Here is a 19,320-nt window from a genome sequence, read left to right as displayed (position 1 = left end):
GACAGTCCGGCCTACGGTATCCCTAGACCTCTTCGGGCAGTTCCCCGACCCGGTTCTCCCACTTCGTGGACAGCACGATGGTGGTACGGGTCCGCGACACGCCCTTGGTCCCGCTGAGCCTGCGGATGATCCGCTCCAGGCCGTCCACGTCGGCCGCGCGCGCCTTGAGCATGAAGGAGTCGTCCCCGGCGATGAACCAGCAGTCCTCGATCTCCTTGAGGTCCCGCAGCCGCTGCGCCACGTCCTCGTGGTCGGCCGCGTCGGAGAGCGAGATGCCGATCAGGGCGGTCACGCCGAGGCCGAGGGAGGCCGCGTCCACCGTGGCGCGGTAGCCGGTGATGACGCCGGCCGCCTCCAGCCGGTTGATGCGGTCGGTGACGCTGGGTCCCGACAGGCCGACGAGGCGCCCCAGCTCCGCGTAGGAGGCCCGGCCGTTCTCCCTCAGGGCCTGGATGAGCTGCCTGTCCACCGCGTCCATGCGATCGAAGCCTTCCGCTGAAGAGTTCTCGAGTGATGATGGGTAGAGCGCTACTGCTGGATGGTGCCACTGCCCGGCGGTGCTGCGGCCCGCCGGTGCTGCTGCCCGCTGGTGTTACTGCCCGGTGGTGCCGCCGCCCAGTTCGCCCCGCCAGCGCCGGTACAGCCCGTGTCCGACGCCCGCCGCGTCCAGCACCCGCCCGGCGACGAAGTCCACCAGGTCCTGGATGTGCGTGGCACCCGCGTAGAAGGCCGGCGAGGCGGGGACGACCGAGGCGCCGGCGTCGTCCAGGGCGACGAGGTGCCGCAGGGTCTGGCCGTTCAGGGGCGTCTCCCGTACGGCGACGACGAGGGTCCGGCGTTCCTTCAGCGTGACGCTCGCCGTGCGCTGGAGCAGGTCCTTGGACAGCCCCAGCGCGACCCCGGCCACGCAGGCCGTGGAGGCCGGCACGATGAGCATGCCCTTGGCCGGGTACGACCCCGAGGAGGGGCCCGCCGCCAGGTCGCCCGCGCTCCAGTACCGCACCCCGCTGACGTCCACGTCGAAGGTCCCGGGCTTGCCATCGGCGCCCCGGGCCAGCCATTCCCGCAGGTCGTCCTGCCAGTGGGCGTCCCGGAACGAGATCCCCGTCTCGTCCAGCAGCGTCAGCCGGGAGGCCCGGCTGACCACCAGGTCCACCGCCTCCCCCGCCCCCAGCAGCGCCCGCAGCACGGCAGCCGCATACGGCGTCCCGGACGCACCGGACACCCCCACGATCCAAGGCACGCGCCGCGTTTCTCCTGCGTTCACACCTTGAGCGTACCGGCGTGCCCACCCGGGCTCAGGACGGGTGGGGGGCAAGACGACTTCGTTCAGACCGACAGGCCCCGGACCAGCAGGTCCAGCAGGGCGCACACGAAGAGGGCGATGCCGATGAACCCGTTGACGCTGAAGAACGCCCGGTTCAGGCGGGACAGGTCGTGCGGGCGCACGATGCGGTGCTCGTAGAGGAAGGCCCCGGCGACGATCACCAAGCCGAGCCAGAAGAAGGCGCCCGCGTGGGTGGCGAGGGCGTACCAGACGAACAGCGCGGTGGTGACCGTGTGGCAGGCGCGGGCGCCCCAGATGGCGGCCGGGATGCCGAAGCGGGCCGGGACCGACTTCACGCCGATGGCGCGGTCGGTCTCCACGTCCTGGCAGGCGTAGATCAGGTCGAAGCCGCCGATCCAGATGCCGACGGCCAGGCCGAGGATCACCGCGTCCCAGGACCAGCTGCCGGAGATCGCGAGCCAGCCGCCGATGGGGCCCATGGCCTGGGCGAGCCCCAGGATGGCCTGCGGGAAGTTCGTGAACCGCTTCCCGTAGGGGTAGACCACCATCGGGATCACCGCGATGGGGGCCAGCGCCAGGCAGAGCGGGTTCAGCAGCGCCGCCGCGCCCAGGAAGACCACCAGCGCGACGAGCGCGCCGGTCCAGGCGTGCCGCACCGACATGGCGCCGGTCACCAGCTCGCGGTGCGCCGTGCGCGGGTTACGGGCGTCGATCTCCCGGTCGATGATCCGGTTCACGGCCATCGCGAAGGTGCGCAGGCCGACCATGCAGATCGTGACCAGCAGCAGCCGGCCCCAGTGGATGTTCTCGTCCCACGCGTACATCGCCGTGAGGGAGGCGATGTAGGCGAAGGGGAGCGCGAAGACCGAGTGCTCGATCATCACCAGGCGCAGGAAGGCCCTCGTGCGGCCCGGCTGCGGCATCGTGGCGGCCGTACTCACAGGCCGTACTCCGAAACACCCCCGCGGAGGCGGGGAAACCCCGTCTCCGCGCTGCCCTGCACCATCATGTCGGTTCCTCTCACAGTCCGTATTCCTTCCAGCGCCGGGTCACCCGTTCGGCCGTCTCCGGGTCCGACAGGACCATCTCCGGCCACCCGCCGTCGCGCGTGTAGCCCTCCTCCGGCCATTTCCGGGTGGCGTCGATCCCGGCCTTGCCGCCCCAGAACTGCTGGTAGGAGGCGTGGTCGAGGTGGTCGACGGGGCCTTCCACGACCGTGAGGTCACGGGCGTAGTCGGTGTTGCCGAGGGCGCGCCAGGCGACCTCGTGCAGATCGTGGACGTCGCAGTCGGCGTCCACGACCACGATCAGCTTGGTGAGGGACATCATGTGCGCCCCCCAGACGGCGTGCATGACCTTCTGCGCGTGCTTCGGGTACTTCTTGTCGATCGAGACGATCGCGCAGTTGTGGAAGCCGCCGGCCTCGGGCAGGTGGTAGTCCACGATGTCCGGGATGATGATCTTCAGCAGCGGCAGGAAGAAGCGTTCCGTGGCGCGGCCGAGCGGGCCGTCCTCCGTCGGGGGCCTGCCCACCACGATCGACTGGAGCAGCGGCCGCTTCCGCATCGTCACGCAGTCGATCTTCAGCGCGGGGAACGGCTCCTGCGGCGTGTAGAAGCCGGTGTGGTCGCCGAAGGGGCCCTCGGGGAGCATCTCGCCCGGCTCCAGCCAGCCCTCCAGGACCACCTCGGCGTTCGCCGGGACCTGGAGCGGGACGGTCTTGCAGTCGACCATCTCGATCCGCTTGCCCGCGATGAACCCGGCGAACAGGTACTCGTCGATGTCGCCGGGCAGGGGCGCGGTGGAGGCGTACGTGACGGCGGGGGGACAGCCGAAGGCGATGGCGACCGGCAGCCGCTCGCCCCGGCGCGCCGCCACCTGGTAGTGGTTGCGGCTGTCCTTGTGGATCTGCCAGTGCATGCCGATGGTGCGCCGGTCGTGGCGCTGGAGGCGGTACAGGCCGAGGTTGCGGATGCCGGTCTCGGGGTCCTTGGTGTGGGTCAGGCCCAGGTTGAAGAAGGAGCCGCCGTCCTGGGGCCAGGTGAAGAGCGCGGGGAGCAGGTCGAGGTCGACGTCGTCGCCGCGCAGCACGACCTCCTGCACGGGGGCTTCCTTGATCTTCCGCGGCGGCACGTGCGTCATCGCGCCCAGCTTGCCGAAGGCCTCGCGCACACCGACGAAGCCGTGCGGCAGCTCGGGGCGCAGCAGTCCGCCGATCTTCTCGGAGATCTCGCCGTACGACTTCAGGCCCAGCGCCTTCAGCAGCCGGCGGTCGGTGCCGAAGACGTTCATGGCCAGCGGCATCGCCGAGCCCTTGACGTTCTCGAAGAGCAGCGCCGGGCCGCCGGACTTCTGCACCCGGTCGACGATCTCCCCGACTTCCAGGTAGGGGTCGACCTCGGCCTTGATGCGCTTGAGGTCTCCCTCGCGCTCCAGGGCCCGGAGCAGGGAGCGAAGATCGTCGTAAGCCATGCGTCCCAGTATCTGCCACGGGCCCCCGGGGCCCGGTCACCGGGCCCGGGTCGCGGCCGAAGCCGGTGTGCTTAACCACTTGCCAGTGCCGCGCGCGGGTCGGGTTAATGGTCGTCCGCTCAAGCAGTGTGCTGCCCGACCTCTGGGGGACGACAGATGCAGTACGACCCGGGGCCAGAGCGCCCCGCGCAGGACATACCACCCGTACCGCCCGCGCCGCCGCCCGGCCCGCCGGCCGCACCGCCCACCCCGGCCCCTGCCATGCCGGACGTCCCCGCGCTCCCGCCGCACGCGGTGCCGCAGGCGCTCGACCTGCGGGTCAGCAAGCGGATCCTGTGGATCGGCAGGGCCGTCTACCCGCTGGCGAACATAGCCCGGGTCTACAGCTTCGTGCTGCGCCCCAAGCGCAAGGAGGCGGCGCTGCGGTTCCTGCGGTACTCCGCCGGGACCGTCGCCGTCGCGATCGTCGTGATGCTGCCCAGCCTGCCCGCGCTGGCGCTGGGCGGCGGGTCGGACCAGCAGTCCGGCGCGGCCGGCTACCTCCTCTTCGTCTGGATCCTGGCCGCCTTCGCCGAGATCTACTTCCTCATCGACATGATCGGCGTCCTGAGCGCGCCCTCGCAGCACGTCCTCGCGGTGGAGACCTCGGGCGCGTCCACCGCCCTGGTCACCAGCCCGGACCGGGGGTACCTGGACCAGCTCGTCGGGCAGCTCTCGTACGCCATCGAGCACCCTGACACCGAGTTCCGGGTGACGGTGCACAGCCTCACCGTCTCGCCCAGGAACTACTACTTCGGCGACAACGTCAACATGTACGGCGGCAGCGGAAACGTGGGGATCAGCGCATGAGCGGCGACAGCTACCACTACGGCGACAACGTGACCATGAACGGCGGCCAGGGCAACATCGGCATCGTCAAGGGCCGGAGCGCGGAACCGGCCGCGGCCCAGGACCCCGCGCTGACCGCGGCCCTCGCCGAACTCCGGCGTCTGGTCGCCGAGTTGCGGGCGCAGGTGCCGGAGGCCAGCGCCGCGCTGCTCGACGAGTCCGTGCCCGCCGCCACCGCCGACGCGGCCGTGCCCGCGCCGGAGCGGCACCGGGCGCTGATGGCCATCGCCGGGATCGCCGCCACCGTCGGCACGGTCGGGCAGCCGGTGGCGGAGGCGGTGCGGGCGGTCGTCGGGATGATCGGCGGCTGAACGGCGGGCAGTCGGTCAACGCCGGTCAAATCAGTTTCCCGTTCGGCTGTGCACCCGTTTCGTTGAAATGACCCGGTTGGGCATGTCCCCGTCCCGCCCCGCGGCATTGCCTTGGAGGGGGGCCCTATTCAGCAGGGCCCCTTCTTCGATGGGAGACGCGTGCGAATCACTGACATCCAGCGTTGCGGGGTACGGCCGGGACGGCTCGTCGAGTGGACGCTGAGCCCGGCCACCGTGGCGGCGGCGACGCGGCTGCCGGACGACTCCCGGCCGCCGTCCTACGTCCAGGAGTCGCACATCCGCACCGCCAAGTGCCTGCGGGACGCCGGGCTGTTCGTGCCGACCTGGCTCGGCACCGCCTTCGACCTGCCGGGCCGGGCCGACCTGGACGCGCTCCAGCAGGCGCTGCTCTCCTGGACGTTGCGGCACGAGACGCTGCGCAGCGGGTTCCGCTGGGCCGGTGAGGAGCTGCGCCGCTTCACCCTCGATCCCGCCGACGTGTCCCTGCACCGGGAGGTGATCGGGGACTTCACGGACTCCGGCCGGCTCGTCGGGCACCTCCAGGACCGGTTCGACGCCGTCGCCGACGCCCTGCGCTGGCCGAACCTCGTCTACACCGCCGTCGTGCGCGACGACCGCACCAGCGTCTACCTGGCCTTCGACCACAGCAACATGGACGCCTACTCCCTGACCCGGATCGCCGCCGAGGTGCACGAGCTGTACACCGCGCACACCGAGGGACGCCCCGTCGAGCCCGCCGCCCCCGCCGCGAGTTACGTCGACTTCTGCGAGATCGAGCGGGCCGACGCGGACCGGCTGGACGGCGGGCACGACATCGTGGCGCGCTGGCGGGAGTTCATCCGGCGCGGCGGCGGCACCCTGCCGGTCTTCCCGGTGGACCTGGGCCTCACGCCCGGCGCGCCGCTGCCGAGGCAGGCGCTGCTGTGCGAGCCGCTCGTGGACGCGGAGGCGGCGGCCGCGTTCGAGGCGTACTGCCGGCCGTACGGCGGGAGCCTGGTCGGCATGCTCGCGGCGACCGCGCTCATCGTGCGGGAGCTGGGCGGGCAGCCGGTGTACCGGACGGTCGTGCCGTTCCACACCCGGGTGCGCTCGCGCTGGACCGACTCGGTGGGCTGGTACGTGGGCGGCGCCCCCATCGAGGTGCCGCTGGAGGGCGACCGCGGCCTCCCGGACGTCCTGCGGACCGTACGGGCGGAGCTGGGCGCGGCCCGGAAGCTGGCCCGGATGCCGCTGGCCCGGGTGCTCGCGCTGCTCGGCGCGGACTTCCGGCCCACCTCGCCGGACCTGTACTCGATCATCTCCTACGTCGACACCCGCGCCGTGCCCGGCGCCGCCCGGTGGGAGGAGATGCGGGCGCACGGGCTGCTGCGGGTGTCGTACGGCGACCAGGTGTGCGTGTGGGTGAACCGGCGGCGCGAGGGGCTGTGGCTGGCCAGCCGCTACCCGGACACCGACGCCGCCGCGAAGAACATGCGGCTGTACGTGGAGCGGTTGCGGGACCACATCACCTCGACGGGTCGTGAACGTCTGTCGGCGGTTTCGTGAGGGTGCGCGCACATCGTTACCCAAACGGACACCATTGGCCCTGGCACCAGCCAACTACCCCTTTCTACACTGCTGTTGAGGGGGGCGATGCGGTGCGCACACGGTTACACGGGCGGGGGGCGCTCTTCGACGCGGATCCGGCCGGCCTCGCGCCGCGCCTGGTGGGGCTGGTCCCCGGACGCCATCGCGCCCATCCCCTGGAGCACCCGGACGAGCCGCCCTTCGTGGTGCTCACCGGCGCCCGGGGGCTGGGCAAGAGCGCGGTGCTCGGCGCGTTGCGCGAGGCCTACCGGGGGCACACCCCGGTCGCGCTGATCGACTGCTCGGCCGCTCAGTTCGCCCGGCCGCCCGCGGGCCGGCCGGCCGACTCCTGGTCGCCGTCGGCCCAGGCGCTCCTGGTGATCGCCGAGCAACTGGCCGAACCGGTGACCGGCGCCGGCCGGATCACCTTCCCGCGGCTGATGTCGGGCCTGGTCGCGGTGGCCGCGGGCGGCTGGGGCGACGCCGAGGCGGAGCGGATCCGCCGGGAGGTCGAGCGGATCCTGCTGCTGAACGAGCGGGGCGGGAAGTTCGGCGGGTTCGCCGGGAAGTGGGCGGGCAAGGTGGCGGCGAAGGTGGTCGCGGCCGCCACCGGCGCCGGACCGCTGGTCTCGGGCGCCATCGAGGCCACCCTGGAGGCCGTCGCCGAGGGGTTCACGGGCCACCGGCAGCTGAAGGCGTCCGAGTGGTACCGCTCCTACCCGAACGCGGGCGGCAACGCCCAGCGCGGGCTGATGCTGCTGTCCCAGCATTTCCGCGACGGTGGCGGCTCGCGCGAGCACGCGGAGCGGTATCTGGTGCGGGCCCTGCTCGCCGACCTCACCGAGGCGTACGCGGGGTTCATGGCGAAGATGCAGCGTCTGGGCCGGCCCCTGGTGCTGCTCGACAACGCGCAGGCGACTCCGGGCCCGGAGCTGACGGCGGCCGTGCTGCGCGATCGCGCCGAGGGCATCGGCGACCGGGTCGCCTTCGTGGCCGCCCGGCGCGGCGACGGCCGCACGGAACTGCCCAACGCCGTCAGGCGCCAGCTCGCGGAGGTCGCCCGGCGCAGCGACTGGTCGGCCGACACGGCCCCCTCCTCGCGGGCGCTGCTCGTCGCGCTGCCGCCGCTGAGCGCGGACGACACCCTGCACATCGTCGGCGCGCTCTGCGCGGACACCGCCGTGCCCTCCCAACTGCCCGCCGCCGCACATCGTTTGACCGGCGGCAGTCCGCTGGGCGTGGTGCTGCTCGCCGAGTCGGCCGCGCAGCACCTGCCCCGGGTGACCTCGCTGGGCGAGCTGCTCACCGCGGAGTTCCGCCCGGCCGAGGACCAGCCGGGGGCGCCCGTCCACCAGGCGCTGCTGGACCGGCTGGTGCCAGCCGAGTACCTGGAGGAGCTGACGGTGCTGGCCGCCGCCCACGACCACGACTCGGCGTGCGCCCTGGCCACGGAACTGCTGCCGGACACGTTCGGGCCCGCGGACGTACGGGCCCTGCAGACCCTGCTCGCCGAGGAGGGACTGCCCGTCGTGCCGGGCCAGTTCGTCGGCGATCCGTTCGTGCGGACGCTGCTGCTGCTCCGGCTGCACCTGCGCGACGAGGACCACGCGTCGTGGCGCCGCGCGCACGAGACGCTGATCGAGCACTACGCGGAGCCGGAGCGGGCGCCGTACCGGCTCTACCACGAACTCGCCCTCGGGGACGCCGAGTCGGCGGTCGCGCGGCTGCGGGACGACTTCGCCACCGCCGACACCCGCCTCTGGCTGCGCACCCTGCGTTTCATCGCGTCCGCGCCCTACTTCCACGCGCACGACGCCGAGGGCCGCGACTTCGGCGGGCGCGGCGACCGGCGGGCCGCGGTGGCGCTCGGGGGGACGGACGCCGGGTACCCGGTGCCGGAGGGCGTGGACGCCGTACTGCATCTGCGGGTACGGCGGTTGCTGCACGCGGTGTGGGAGCTGACGGATCCGCTGGTGCTGCCCGACCCGAAGGTGTGCGACCGGCTCCGCTTCGAGCTGGAACAGCTGTCCAATCTGCGCCCCGCGGCGGGCGCGCTGCTGTGGCGGGCCTCCCGGGACTGGCCGGCTGCCGTGCTGGCCGGGCACCCGCTGGAGGTCCCGGAGGATCCTGACGACGGGCGCGGGGAGGCGTGATGGCGGGCGGGGGCATCGGAACCTGGGTACGCGAGCATGTGTGGGAGATCCCGCTGCGCCGGTATCTGTCCCTGGCGCTGGCGGTCGTGCTGGTGGCGGGCGGGGTCTTCGGGGTGCGGACCCTGATGCGCGAGGCCCGGCAGTGCGCGCCGGGGGTGTCGCGTCCGGCGGGCGGCAGCGAGTGCCTGGGCGTGGCGACCGGGCCGTACGACTTCGGGCAGCACCAGTTCCATCAGGTGGTCGACTCGATCCGCAAGGAGAACTCCACGCTGAAGGCGGGCAGTTATGTGACGGTGGCGCTGATGCTGCCGTTCACCTCCACCGCGCCGACCGATCTGAACGACATCGAGCACCAGCTCCAGGGCGCCTATCTCGCGCAGTACGCGGCCAACAACGACCCCACCGGGCAGCCCCCGAAGATACGCCTGGTGCTCGCCAACTCGGGTACGGGCAAGGACAGCTGGAAGACGGCGGTCGACCAGCTAGAGCGGATGAGCAAGGGCACGGAACGGCTGCGGGCGGTGGTCGGCATAGGGCAGAGCACCGTGCCCAACGCGGCCGCCGTCAAGGAGCTGACCCATCGCGGCATCCCCGTGGTCGGGTCCTCCATCACCGCCGACGAACTCGCCAACGGGCAGCCCGGCAAGCACCCGGACCCTTACCCCGGCCTCGCCCGGGTGGCGCCGACCAACACCGACGAGGCTCGCGCGCTCGCCTCCTTCGCCAAGGAGAACACGAGCAAGCCGGTCCTGGTGTACGACGAGCCGGGCGACCCGTACACGAACTCGCTCAAGAAGTCGCTCACCTCCTTGCTGGACATCTCGTATGACAGGCAGCAGTCCTTCGCCCGGTCCGACGCCTCGACGGAGTTCGCGAACATCGTGCCCACGCTGTGCAGCACGTCCCAGGGCACCCGCACCGTCCTGTTCGCGGGCCGGCACGCCGAACTGGAGCAGTTCATCAACGCGCTGGGCGGCCACAACGGCTGCCCCGGCAATTCCTTCCAGGTGCTCACCGGCGACGAGGCCTCCTACCTCACCTACGACAAGAACCTGGACCGGAACGCCCTGGCGAACAACGTCACCTTGCTCTACACCTCCCTCGCCCACCCCGACGCCTGGGTGAAGAACCCGCCGAAGACCGGCGGGTCCACGGCCGACTACGACGTCCTGAAGGGGCTGCTGCACAGCGACAAGCGCAGGCCGATCGGCCCGATCGCGCTCGACGACGGCCAGCTGATCATCGGCTACGACGCGATGCAGCTCACGGTGCACGGCATCCACCACGCGGGCGGGGCGAAACCGACCCTCACGGCCGTCGGACGCGCCTGGTCGCACGTCAGGGGACCGCTGAAGGTGCACGGGGCGAGCGGCTGGATCTGCCTGGACGGGCACGGCAACCCGTACGACAAGGCCGTACCGATCGTGCGGCTCGACGCGAAGAACGGCACGGAGTTCGTCCAGCTCGCCTGGCCGCAGGGCAAGCCGCCGGCCGCGGCCTGTCCGTCGCCCTGAGGCGGGGCCGGGACGCCGTCAGGCGCGGGAGGCCGCGCCCAGCATGGCGATCAGTTGTTCGAATTTATGGCGCCAGTCCATGTCCGAGGGGCCCTCGCCCCGGAACTCGTGGGTGAAGCGCAGCACGCACTCCGCCGCCCCGTCCCGCTCCAGGTGGAACCGCAGCCGTCCGCCGCTCTCCAGCCGGTACTCGGCGATCCGGTCCACGTCCCAGGCGGTGACCCGGCCGGAGCCGAGGCCGCGCAGGGAGACCGCGCCGTCGAGGCGGGGTTCGAGAGCGTCGACGGCGGTGCACCACGCCCCGATCCCCTCGGGGGTGGCCACCGCCGTCCAGACGTCTTCCATGGGCCTCGGGAGACGCACCAGGAAGTGGAGTATGTGCGTGTTCCCGTGGGTCTGACTGGTGCCCTGTGCGATGGAACCGCTCATGACTCCAGTGTGGGCGACCTCCGGCTCACACGCCCGCGTAGGAGTGCTTGCCCGTGACGAAGATGTTCACGCCGTAGAAGTTGAACAGCCAGCAGGCGAACGCGATCATCGCCAGGTAGGCGGCCTTGCGGCCCTTCCAGCCGGCCGTGGCGCGCGCGTGCAGGTAGCAGGCGTAGGCGACCCAGGTGATGAACGACCAGGTCTCCTTCGGGTCCCAGTTCCAGTAGCGGCCCCAGGCGTCGCCCGCCCAGATCGCGCCCGCGATGATCGTGAACGTCCACAGCGGGAAGACGGCCGCGTTGATCCGGTACGCGAACTTGTCCAGGGTCGCGGAGGCGGGCAGCCGCTCCAGGACCGAGGTGGCGAAGGAACCCGGCTTGAGCCCGGCCTCCAGCTTGTTCTCGTACGAGTCCTTGAACAGGTACAGGATGGTGGCGACCGCGCCGACGTAGAACACCGCGCCGCAGAAGATCGCGGTGGAGACGTGGATGTACAGCCAGTACGAGTGCAGCGCCGGGACGAGCTGGTCGCTGGCCGTGTAGAGCACGGTCACGGCGAGGCCGAGGAGCAGCAGCACCGTGGTGGTCAGGAACAGGCCCAGCCAGCGGACGTTCTTCTTCAGCGCCAGCAGCACCAGGTACACGGCGACGGCCACCGTGGTGAACGTGATGCTGAACTCGTACATGTTGCCCCACGGCGCCCGCTGCACGGAGGCCGCGCGGGCGATCACGCCCGCCAGGTGCACCACGAAGGCCAGCACGGTCAGCGAGACCGCGATCCGGCCGTACAGGTCGCCCTGGACGTCCCCGCCGTGCGCGCCGGGGCCGTCCGGCACGTCCCGGGCACCGGCCGCCGACCGGACGACGACCTTCGGCCGCTCCAGTACGGCGGTGCCCCCGGCCTTCTTGACGGTGACGGCGGGACGCGCCTCCTGCCGCCCGGCATCCGTGGTGAGCGCGTTGGCCGTGCGGGCCACCTTGCTGCGGCTGCCGAAGATCCATTCGGCGATGTAGGCGAAGAAGGCCAGGGTGTACACGGCCATCGCGGAGTAGATGAGCGTGTTGCTGGTGCTCGCGAGATGCTCGTTGGTCGTGGCGGCCAGCTCTGTTGCGGCGGCGAGAGTCACTTCTCAGCCCCTTCGGCAGGTACGACGTGAGGGTCGGGGGAGGTGGCAGGGTCGGCGGGGTCGGGGGCGGAGGTGTCGGGTGCCCCCGGCGCCTGGTCGTAGAGGATCCCGGCGAGGTCGCCCAGTTCCTCCGGAAGTTTCGCGGACTCGCTGCGGCCGAGCCCGGCCATCTCGACGACCGTCACGCCGTCGGCACCGCGCACCGCCCGCACCCACACGCGGCGGCGCTGGATGAACAGGGACCCGGCCAGGCCGAAGATCGCGGCGAGCGCGCCGCCCAGGGCCCAGGCGCTGCCCGGCTCCTGGACGATCTCGAAGCCCGCCCACTGCTTGACCTGCTTCTCGAAGGTGATCGAGCCGGCGCCGTTCGGCAGCGACATGGTGTCGCCGGGCTTGAGCAGCTTCTTCAGCAGCTGGCCCTTGGCGTCCTTGAACTCCTTCATGTGGGTCTTGTCGAGCTGGTACACGCTCTGCGGGATGCCCGAGTCGACGCCCAGGTCGCCGTGGTAGGCGTTCACCGCGAGCAGCGGGTTCAGCAGCGCCGGGAACTGCGACATCATCGTGCCGGCCTTCGGGTCGAAGGTCGGCACGAAGAACGCCTGGAAGCCGAGCTGCTCGCTCTTGCCCTGGGGGTTCGTGTAGCCGTCCATCACCTTGACGACGCCGTTGGAGGTGACGTTGCCGTCGAGCGGCAGCAGCGGCACGGCGTCCTGGTAGACGATCTTGCCCTTGCCGTCGCGGACGGTGACGACGGGGGCGTAGCCGTGGCTGACCAGGTAGACCTTGGACTCGCCGATGCGCAGCGGCTCGTTCACCTTGATGGTCGTCGTCTTCGGCGTGCCGTCCGCGCCCACGCTGTAGTCGATCTTCGCCTGGTAGGTGCGGGGCGTGCCCCGGTTGGGCCCGCTGACCTCGTAGGTGCCCGTGAACTTCTTCAGGTCGAAGCTGAACGGCACCAGCTCGTCCGACTGGAACAGGCTGCCGGACTTGAAGTCGTCGTACATCGGCAGCGCGTTGGAGAAGCCGTCGCCCTCCACCATCAGCTTGGTGCCGTCCGACTTGTACATCTGGCCCCAGGCGAAGGAGACCAGGAGCACGATCAGGGCGATGTGGAAGACCAGGTTGCCCAGTTCGCGCAGATAGCCCTTCTCGGCGGCGACCGCGTCAACCTCGGTGTGGGCGCGGAAGCGGCGCCGCCTCAGCAGCTTGAGCGCGGCCTCGCGGACCTCCTCCGGCTCCGCCGTCGTCCGCCAGGTGGTGTACGCGGGCAGCCGGGTCAGCCGCTTGGGCGCGCCCGGCGGCCGGCCGCGCAGCTGCCCGATGAACTGGCCGGTGCGCGGCACGATGCAGCCGATGAGGGAGACGAACAGCAGGATGTAGATCGCGGAGAACCACACCGAGCTGTAGACGTGGAACAGGCCGAGCTTGTCGTAGACCGGCGCGAGCGTCTTGTGCGCCTGCCTGAAGGCGTCGACCTTGTTGAGGTCGGCGCCGGTCTGCGGGATCAGCGAGCCGGGGATCGCGCCCAGCGACAGCAGCAGGAGCAGCAGCAGCGCGACCCGCATGGAGGTCAGCTGCCGCCAGAACCAGCGGAACCAGCCGATCACCCCGAGGGCGGGCACGCCGGACAGCGTCTCCTCGCGCGGGGCGGTGGACAGCTGGGACCCGGCGGCGCCGAGGTCCTCCTGCTCCTGGCCGGTGTCGGTTTCGGTCTTGCTCATCGATCAGATCCCCACAGTGAAGCCGTTGGACCAGGTCTGCATCTGCTGCACCAGGCTGTCCCAGGCGCCGGTCAGCAGCAGCACACCGGTCACGATCATCATCGTGCCGCCGATGCGCATCACCCACACATAGTGGCGTTTGACCCATCCGAAGGCGCCGAGGGCCTTGCGGAAGGCCACGGCCGCCAGCACGAAGGGCACGCCGAGGCCCAGGCAGTAGGCGATCATCAGGGTCGCCCCGCGGCCGGCGCTCGACTCCTGCATCGCGAGGATGTTCACCGAGGCGAGGGTCGGGCCGATGCAGGGCGTCCAGCCGATCCCGAACAGGGCGCCCACCACCGGCGCGCCGAGCAGTCCGGTCGACGGCCGCCGGTGGAGGCGGAACTCGCGCTGGGTGAACCAGGGCATCAGGCCCATGAAGAAGACGCCCATGAGGACCATGACGACGCCGAGCACCTTGGACAGCGTGTCCTTGTGCTCCTGGAGGGTCCAGCCGAAGGACCCGAACAGCGCCCCGCCGGAGACGAACACCGCGCTGAAGCCGAGCACGAACAGGGAGGCGCCTGCCACCATGCGGCCGCGCCGGGCCTCGGCCAGGTCGGTGCCGACCACCCCGGTGACGTAGGAGAGGTAGCCCGGCACCAGCGGCAGGACGCAGGGCGAGAAGAAGGAGACGAGGCCGCCGAGCAGGGCGACGGGCAGCGCGACCAGCAGCGCCCCGTGGAGCACTGTCTGGTTCTGCGCGGCCAGCGTCACCGTCTGGCCCAGCGTCACGGTCGCGCCCACGTCACTTCTCCGCGACGACCGGCTTGAGCATCTTCAGCAGCGTGGTGTCGTCCAGCGCCTCCAGGGCTCGCGCGGCGACCTTCCCGTGCCGGTCGATGACGAGCGTGGAGGGGATCAGCTGGGGGTTCAGGGTGCCCTTCTTGAAGCGCAGCATGAGCTTGCCCGTGGGGTCGTACAGGCTCGGGTAGGTGATCCCGTGCGCCTTCTCGAACGCGACCGCCGGGGTGGTGCTGGTGTCGCGGGTGTTGATCCCGACGAACTGCACGCCCTTGCCCTCGTACGCCTTCGACACCTTGGCGAAGTACTGGGCCTCTTCCCGGCAGGGGCTGCACCACGAGCCCCAGACGTTGATGACGACGACCTGGCCCTTGTAGTCGGCCACGTCCGCCGTCCTGCCGTCGATGGTCTTGCCGGACAGGTCCGGGGCCGCGGCGCGCTCGCTCACCGGCACGGTGTCGATGCCGTTGTTGCCGGTGACGAAGTTGGTGTTGCCGCCGCCGCCCGAGGTGCCGCCCTTACCGCACGCGGACAGGGACAGGGCCGCGGTGACGGCCACAGCGCTGAGCAGGACGGCGCGGCTACGGGTACTCATGTGAAAAGTTTCGCATGTCGGTCCCGGGGTTCTCGCGCACCCCCCTGCGGGGCGGAAAACCCCATTTCAGGAGCTATTTACACGGGACATTTCGGGTGTGGAGGCGGGGTGGGGGCGGGTCGGCGGCTCCCCGGAGGGCTCAGGCGAGGAACGTCTTCCAGCCGCCCTCGGGCCGCTGCCCGACGTCCAGCGCGCGCAGCTTGTCGAGCACCTCGGGCCGCTGGACGTCGAGCCAGTCCGTGAACTCCTTGAAGGAGACGAGCCGCACGTCGGCGCCCTTGTCCCGCTCGGCCGCGATGTGCTTGAAGGACTCCTCGACGGCGTCCATGTAGATGCCGCCGTTCCACTGCTCGAAGTGGTTGCCGACGAAGAACGGCGCCCGGTTCGTCTCGTACGCCCGCTGGAAGCCTGCGATGTACGCCGCCGCGGCCTGCCTGCGCCAGCCCGGGTAGTTGTAGGCGGGCGCCCTGGTGGAGTTCACGGACTGGTTGGCGAGCATGTTGTAGTCCATGGAGAGCACCTCGAAGGTGTGCCCCGGGAACGGCACCTGTTGCAGCGGCAGGTCCCAGATGCCCGTCCGCTTCACCGGCCACACCTGTCGGCCGCCCGGGGACGAGGCGTCGTAACGCCAGCCCAGCTCGCGGGCGGTGGGCAGCAGGTTGTCCTGGCCCAGCAGACAGGGGGTGCGGCCGCCGGCCAGTTCCTTGTCGTAGTCGAAGGGGAGCGCGGGCAGGTCGTGCCAGCCGGTGTTGGTCTTCCACTCCTTGACGAAGGACTTGGCCTGCTCGATCTCGTTCCGCCACTGCTGTGGCGTCCACCACTTGACCGAGCCGCGCGTCTCGCCGCAGAAGTGGCCGTTGAAGTGGGTGCCTATCTCGTGGCCCTCCAGCCACGCGCGGCGGACGTTGGTGAGGGTGGCCCGGACGTGCTCGTCGGTGAGGTAGCCGATGTCGGAGGCGCCGCGGGGGTTGTTCGGGGGCTCGTACATCCGCTTCTTCGACTCGGGCAGCAGGTACAGCCCCGAGAGGAAGAAGGTCATGTGCGCGCCGTGCTCCTTGGCGAGGTCCAGGAAGCGCGGGAAGAGGCCGTTGCCGACCTCGCCGGCGCCGTCCCAGGAGAAGACGACGAACTGCGGCGGGGTCTGCCCCGGCTCCAGCGGCTCCGGCTTCGCGGACCGGCCCGGCTGCTTGCCGGTGAAGGAGGTGGAGCCGTCGCCGATCGGCCTGGCCTGCCGCTTCTCGCCGCCCCGCACCTGACGGGAACCGCCCGGGTGGCCGCCGCCGTCCGACGACTTGAGGGTTCCGCAGCCGGACAGGGTGGCGGCGGCCGCCGCCCCCGCGCCGAGGCCGAGCACTCCCCTGCGGGAGAGGTTCCGGGAGACGGTGCGCATGAAAGATCCCCGATTCGTCGCGCGTGGTGGTCACCCGGACAGAGGGCGCGACGATCGGGGAGGTTCCGTGAACTTATATGTTTTTCACATTACTTGCGGCAAAAGCGCCTCGGCGCTTGCGTCCACTCAGGCACCGAAGGCCTTCCCGCCGCCCTTCTGCGGCTGGGCGCCGGCCCGCAGGTGCGCGGGGACGAGGTCGATGGCGGGCTCGCTGTAGCCCACCGACACGATCTTGTCGCCGAGGTAGGTGAACGTGGTCAGCGACGCGAGGGTGCACTGCCGCTTGCGCGGGTCGTGCCACAGCTTCCGCCGCTCGACGTACGACCGCACGATCCACACCGGCAGCTGATGGCTGACCAGCACCGCCTCGTGCCCGCGCGCCTGGTCCTTGGCCGCGTTCAGCGCCCCCATCATCCGCACGACCTGGTCCACGTACGGCTCGCCCCAGGACGGCCGGAACGGGTTGACGAGGTGCTTCCAGTTCCCCGGCCGCTGCAACGCGCCGTCGCCGACGCCGAAGGTCTTGCCCTGGAAGACGTTCTCGGCCTCGATGAGCCGCTCGTCGGTGTCCAGGTCGAGACCGTGCGCCTTGGCGATCGGGGTGGCGGTCTCCTGCGCCCGCTCCAGCGGGGAGGCGCAGACATAGGTGATGTCGCGCGGCGCGAGGTGCTCGGCGACCCGGTCGGCCATCCGCCGGCCCAGCTCGGAGAGGTGGTAACCGGGCAGCCGCCCGTAGAGCACGCCGCTCGGGTTCTCCACCTCGCCGTGCCGCATGAGGTGGACGACGGTGACGTCCTTGTCGCTCTTGCTCACGCTGTTCCCGATGCTGTTTCCGATGGTCACGCGGTGGCCTCCGCAGCCGCACGGGCCGCCGCCGGAAGGGCGTCGGCGATCTTCTGGACGGCCCGCTCGTCGTGGGCCGTGGACACGAACCAGGACTCGAAGGACGACGGCGGCAGGTAGACGCCGCTCGACAGCATCGAGTGGAAGAACGCGGTGAAGCGGTACGACTCCTGCCGCTTGGCGTCCTCGTAGTTGCGCACCTGCCGGTCGGTGAAGAACACCGAGAACATGTTGGACGCGGTCTGCAGCCGGTGCGCCACGCCCTCCTTGCTCAGCGCCTCGGTGACCAGGGACTGGATCTGCGCGGAGACGGCGTTCACGGTGTCGTACGCCGCCTCGTCCAGCAGCCGCAGCTGGGCGACGCCGGCGGCGGTGGCGACCGGATTGCCGGAGAGGGTGCCGGCCTGGTAGACGGGCCCGGCGGGCGCGAGGTACGCCATCACATCGGCCCGTCCGCCGAAGGCGGCGGCGGGGAAGCCGCCGCCCATCACCTTCCCGAAGGTCATCAGGTCCGGCTTGACCCCGTCGACGCCGTACCAGCCGGCGCGGCTGGTACGGAAGCCGGTCATGACCTCGTCGGAGATGTAGAGGGCGCCGTTCTTGTGGCAGGAGTCCCTGAGGCCCTGGTTGAACCCGGCGGCCGGCGGCACGACGCCCATGTTGCCGGGCGAGGCCTCGGTGATCACACAGGCGATCTCGCCGGGGTGCCGGTGGAAGGCCTCCTGCACGGCTTCGAGGTCGTTGTACGGCAGCACGATCGTGTCACCGGCCTGGGCACCGGTGACGCCGGGCGTGTCGGGCAGCGCGAACGTGGCCACACCGGAGCCCGCGGCGGCCAGCAGCGCGTCCACGTGCCCGTGGTAGCAGCCGGCGAACTTGATCACCTTGGACCGCCCGGTGAACCCGCGGGCGAGCCGGATGGCGCTCATGGTCGCCTCGGTCCCGCTGCTGACCAGCCGGACCTGCTCCACGGGCTCGATCCGGGCGACGATCTCCTCGGCCAGCTCGACCTCGCCCGCACCGGGCGTGCCGAAGCTGGTACCGCGGGCGACGGCCTCCTGGACGGCGGCGATGACCTCGGGGTGCGAGTGCCCGAGGATCATCGGACCCCAGGAGCAGACGAGGTCGACGTACTCCCGGCCGTCGGCGTCGGTGAGGTAGGGACCACGGCCGGACACCATGAAGCGGGGCGTGCCGCCGACGGCACCGAAGGCGCGCACCGGGGAGTTGACACCCCCGGGCGTGACGGCGGAGGCACGGTCGAAGAGCGCCTCGGAGACGGGCGCTTCGTAGGGATAGGGCGTTTCGCTCGGGGCACTCATGACGTGCGGCTTCTCCGGCTTCTCGGACTCCGGTTGCGGGATGACCTCCTCAGGGTAGGCCGCCGACCGGGCGCGGTGGCGGCCCGCCCGCGGTTCCGCGCCGCTCCGGTCCGCCATCTGCGAGACTGAGACCTGACACACACAGCTCCTGGGCACGGAAGGATCAGGGACCGGGCGGATCCCCGTGGACTGTTGTTCCACCGCACGTTTCGGCGGGCGGCCGTGGGGGAGGTCACTGACACGATGATCGGGTTGCGCGGCGGGGGCCACGCGTCCTAGAAAAGCAGTCGGGTGGAGATATGCATCGCGGTGGCGGACTGGGCGAGGGGACCGATGACCTCGGGCCTCGACGTGCCCGGCGGGGAAGGCACCGGCGCGAAGCGGAGGAAACGAGCGAAGCACGTCGAACACAGGGTGCAACGGGTGAGCCCGAGCGGTACGACCGGCAGAGCGAGCGTCTGCACGACCAGCAGGCGGAGCGCGGCGCGGACAGAACGGCGGACTTCCCGAGAGAGGCCCGCGGCGACCGGCAACCGGACCCGGTACGAAACACGGACATCCCCCCGGACTTCCCCCGCGGCTTCCCCCGGCCCCCGGGCCTGGGCAGCCCCCCGGACTTCCCCCGCACCCCGACCCCGGGCAACCAGCCGGACTTCCCCCGACCCTCGGGCCTGGGCAGCCAGCCGGACTTCCCCCGGGATTTCCCTCGGGACCTGCCCCGGGACGTCTCCCGGGACGTCCCCTCGGGCCCTCCGTCCGGGGCGTCGCCCGGCGCTTCGTCCGGTGTTTCATCCGGCGCTACGCCCGGCACTACGCCCGGTGTTTCGTCCGGCGCTACGCCCGGTGTTTCGTCCGGCGCTACGCCCGATGCTTTTTCCAGCCCCTCGTCCGCCCCTTC

17 protein-coding genes are annotated in these 19,320 nt (G+C 71.1%); 5 read left to right on the top strand and 12 right to left on the bottom strand.

Annotated elements, in window-relative coordinates:
• Window positions 1-22: 22 nt before the first annotated feature.
• The 4 genes from AB0927_RS18525 to AB0927_RS18510 form a co-directional block, all read right to left on the bottom strand.
• Window positions 23-478, bottom strand: a complete 456-nt coding sequence (locus AB0927_RS18525; RefSeq protein ID WP_285562205.1) for an Lrp/AsnC family transcriptional regulator — start codon at window positions 476-478, stop codon at window positions 23-25.
• A 114-nt stretch (window positions 479-592) separates the two neighbouring features.
• Entirely contained in the window at window positions 593-1,243 is a 651-nt protein-coding gene (locus tag AB0927_RS18520; protein ID WP_366668672.1) for a UbiX family flavin prenyltransferase, read from the bottom strand.
• A gap of 86 nt (window positions 1,244-1,329) precedes the next feature.
• Entirely contained in the window at window positions 1,330-2,211 is an 882-nt protein-coding gene (gene mqnP / locus AB0927_RS18515; RefSeq protein WP_366668744.1) for a menaquinone biosynthesis prenyltransferase MqnP, read from the bottom strand.
• 97 nt (window positions 2,212-2,308) lie between these two features.
• Complete coding sequence (locus AB0927_RS18510; protein WP_366668671.1) at window positions 2,309-3,760, bottom strand: menaquinone biosynthesis decarboxylase; 1,452 nt, start codon at window positions 3,758-3,760, stop codon at window positions 2,309-2,311.
• Window positions 3,761-3,916: 156 nt separating this feature from the next.
• Between AB0927_RS18510 and AB0927_RS18505 the strand changes: the two genes are divergently transcribed.
• From AB0927_RS18505 to AB0927_RS18485, 5 genes are all read left to right on the top strand, one after another.
• On the top strand, window positions 3,917-4,609 hold the full coding sequence (locus tag AB0927_RS18505; RefSeq protein ID WP_366668670.1) for a DUF6232 family protein: 693 nt from the start codon (window positions 3,917-3,919) through the stop codon (window positions 4,607-4,609).
• Complete coding sequence (locus AB0927_RS18500; RefSeq protein WP_366668669.1) at window positions 4,606-4,959, top strand: hypothetical protein; 354 nt, start codon at window positions 4,606-4,608, stop codon at window positions 4,957-4,959. The genes AB0927_RS18505 and AB0927_RS18500 overlap by 4 nt, the downstream gene beginning before the upstream one ends.
• Before the next feature lie 159 nt (window positions 4,960-5,118).
• Window positions 5,119-6,525: a condensation domain-containing protein gene (locus AB0927_RS18495; RefSeq protein ID WP_366668668.1), complete on the top strand. Its 1,407-nt coding sequence runs from the start codon at window positions 5,119-5,121 to the stop codon at window positions 6,523-6,525.
• Window positions 6,526-6,617: 92 nt separating this feature from the next.
• The gene (locus tag AB0927_RS18490; RefSeq protein ID WP_366668667.1) at window positions 6,618-8,699 is read left to right on the top strand and encodes a hypothetical protein; all 2,082 of its coding nucleotides are present in this window, start codon (window positions 6,618-6,620) and stop codon (window positions 8,697-8,699) included.
• A complete protein-coding gene (locus AB0927_RS18485; protein WP_366668666.1) occupies window positions 8,699-10,213 on the top strand; it encodes an ABC transporter substrate-binding protein in 1,515 nt (504 codons plus the stop codon). The genes AB0927_RS18490 and AB0927_RS18485 overlap by 1 nt, the downstream gene beginning before the upstream one ends.
• A gap of 18 nt (window positions 10,214-10,231) precedes the next feature.
• On the opposite strand, the gene AB0927_RS18480 is transcribed toward AB0927_RS18485, so the two are convergent.
• The 8 genes from AB0927_RS18480 to hemL all read right to left on the bottom strand — a co-directional run bounded on the left by AB0927_RS18480 (window position 10,232) and on the right by hemL (window position 18,422).
• Window positions 10,232-10,642, bottom strand: a complete 411-nt coding sequence (locus tag AB0927_RS18480) for a hypothetical protein (protein ID WP_366668665.1) — start codon at window positions 10,640-10,642, stop codon at window positions 10,232-10,234.
• Between the two features lie 25 nt (window positions 10,643-10,667).
• Entirely contained in the window at window positions 10,668-11,768 is a 1,101-nt protein-coding gene (gene ccsB / locus AB0927_RS18475) for a c-type cytochrome biogenesis protein CcsB (protein ID WP_366668664.1), read from the bottom strand.
• On the bottom strand, window positions 11,765-13,489 hold the full coding sequence (locus AB0927_RS18470; RefSeq protein ID WP_366668663.1) for a cytochrome c biogenesis protein ResB: 1,725 nt from the start codon (window positions 13,487-13,489) through the stop codon (window positions 11,765-11,767). The genes ccsB and AB0927_RS18470 overlap by 4 nt, the downstream gene beginning before the upstream one ends.
• A gap of 3 nt (window positions 13,490-13,492) precedes the next feature.
• The gene (locus tag AB0927_RS18465) at window positions 13,493-14,257 is read right to left on the bottom strand and encodes a cytochrome c biogenesis protein CcdA (protein ID WP_366668743.1); all 765 of its coding nucleotides are present in this window, start codon (window positions 14,255-14,257) and stop codon (window positions 13,493-13,495) included.
• Between the two features lie 19 nt (window positions 14,258-14,276).
• On the bottom strand, window positions 14,277-14,867 hold the full coding sequence (locus tag AB0927_RS18460; protein WP_366668662.1) for a TlpA disulfide reductase family protein: 591 nt from the start codon (window positions 14,865-14,867) through the stop codon (window positions 14,277-14,279).
• A gap of 139 nt (window positions 14,868-15,006) precedes the next feature.
• Window positions 15,007-16,257 (bottom strand): hypothetical protein, encoded by a 1,251-nt coding sequence (locus AB0927_RS18455; RefSeq protein ID WP_366668661.1) that lies wholly within the window; start codon window positions 16,255-16,257, stop codon window positions 15,007-15,009.
• A 126-nt stretch (window positions 16,258-16,383) separates the two neighbouring features.
• Window positions 16,384-17,031, bottom strand: a complete 648-nt coding sequence (locus AB0927_RS18450) for a histidine phosphatase family protein (protein ID WP_366668742.1) — start codon at window positions 17,029-17,031, stop codon at window positions 16,384-16,386.
• Window positions 17,032-17,096: 65 nt separating this feature from the next.
• The gene (gene hemL, locus AB0927_RS18445) at window positions 17,097-18,422 is read right to left on the bottom strand and encodes a glutamate-1-semialdehyde 2,1-aminomutase (RefSeq protein WP_366668660.1); all 1,326 of its coding nucleotides are present in this window, start codon (window positions 18,420-18,422) and stop codon (window positions 17,097-17,099) included.
• Window positions 18,423-19,320: the final 898 nt, after the last annotated feature.

The sequence above is a fragment of the Streptomyces sp. NPDC048106 genome (genome assembly GCF_040706415.1).
Lineage (GTDB): Bacteria > Actinomycetota > Actinomycetes > Streptomycetales > Streptomycetaceae > Streptomyces.
This window is presented reverse-complemented; position numbering and strand designations above follow the sequence as displayed.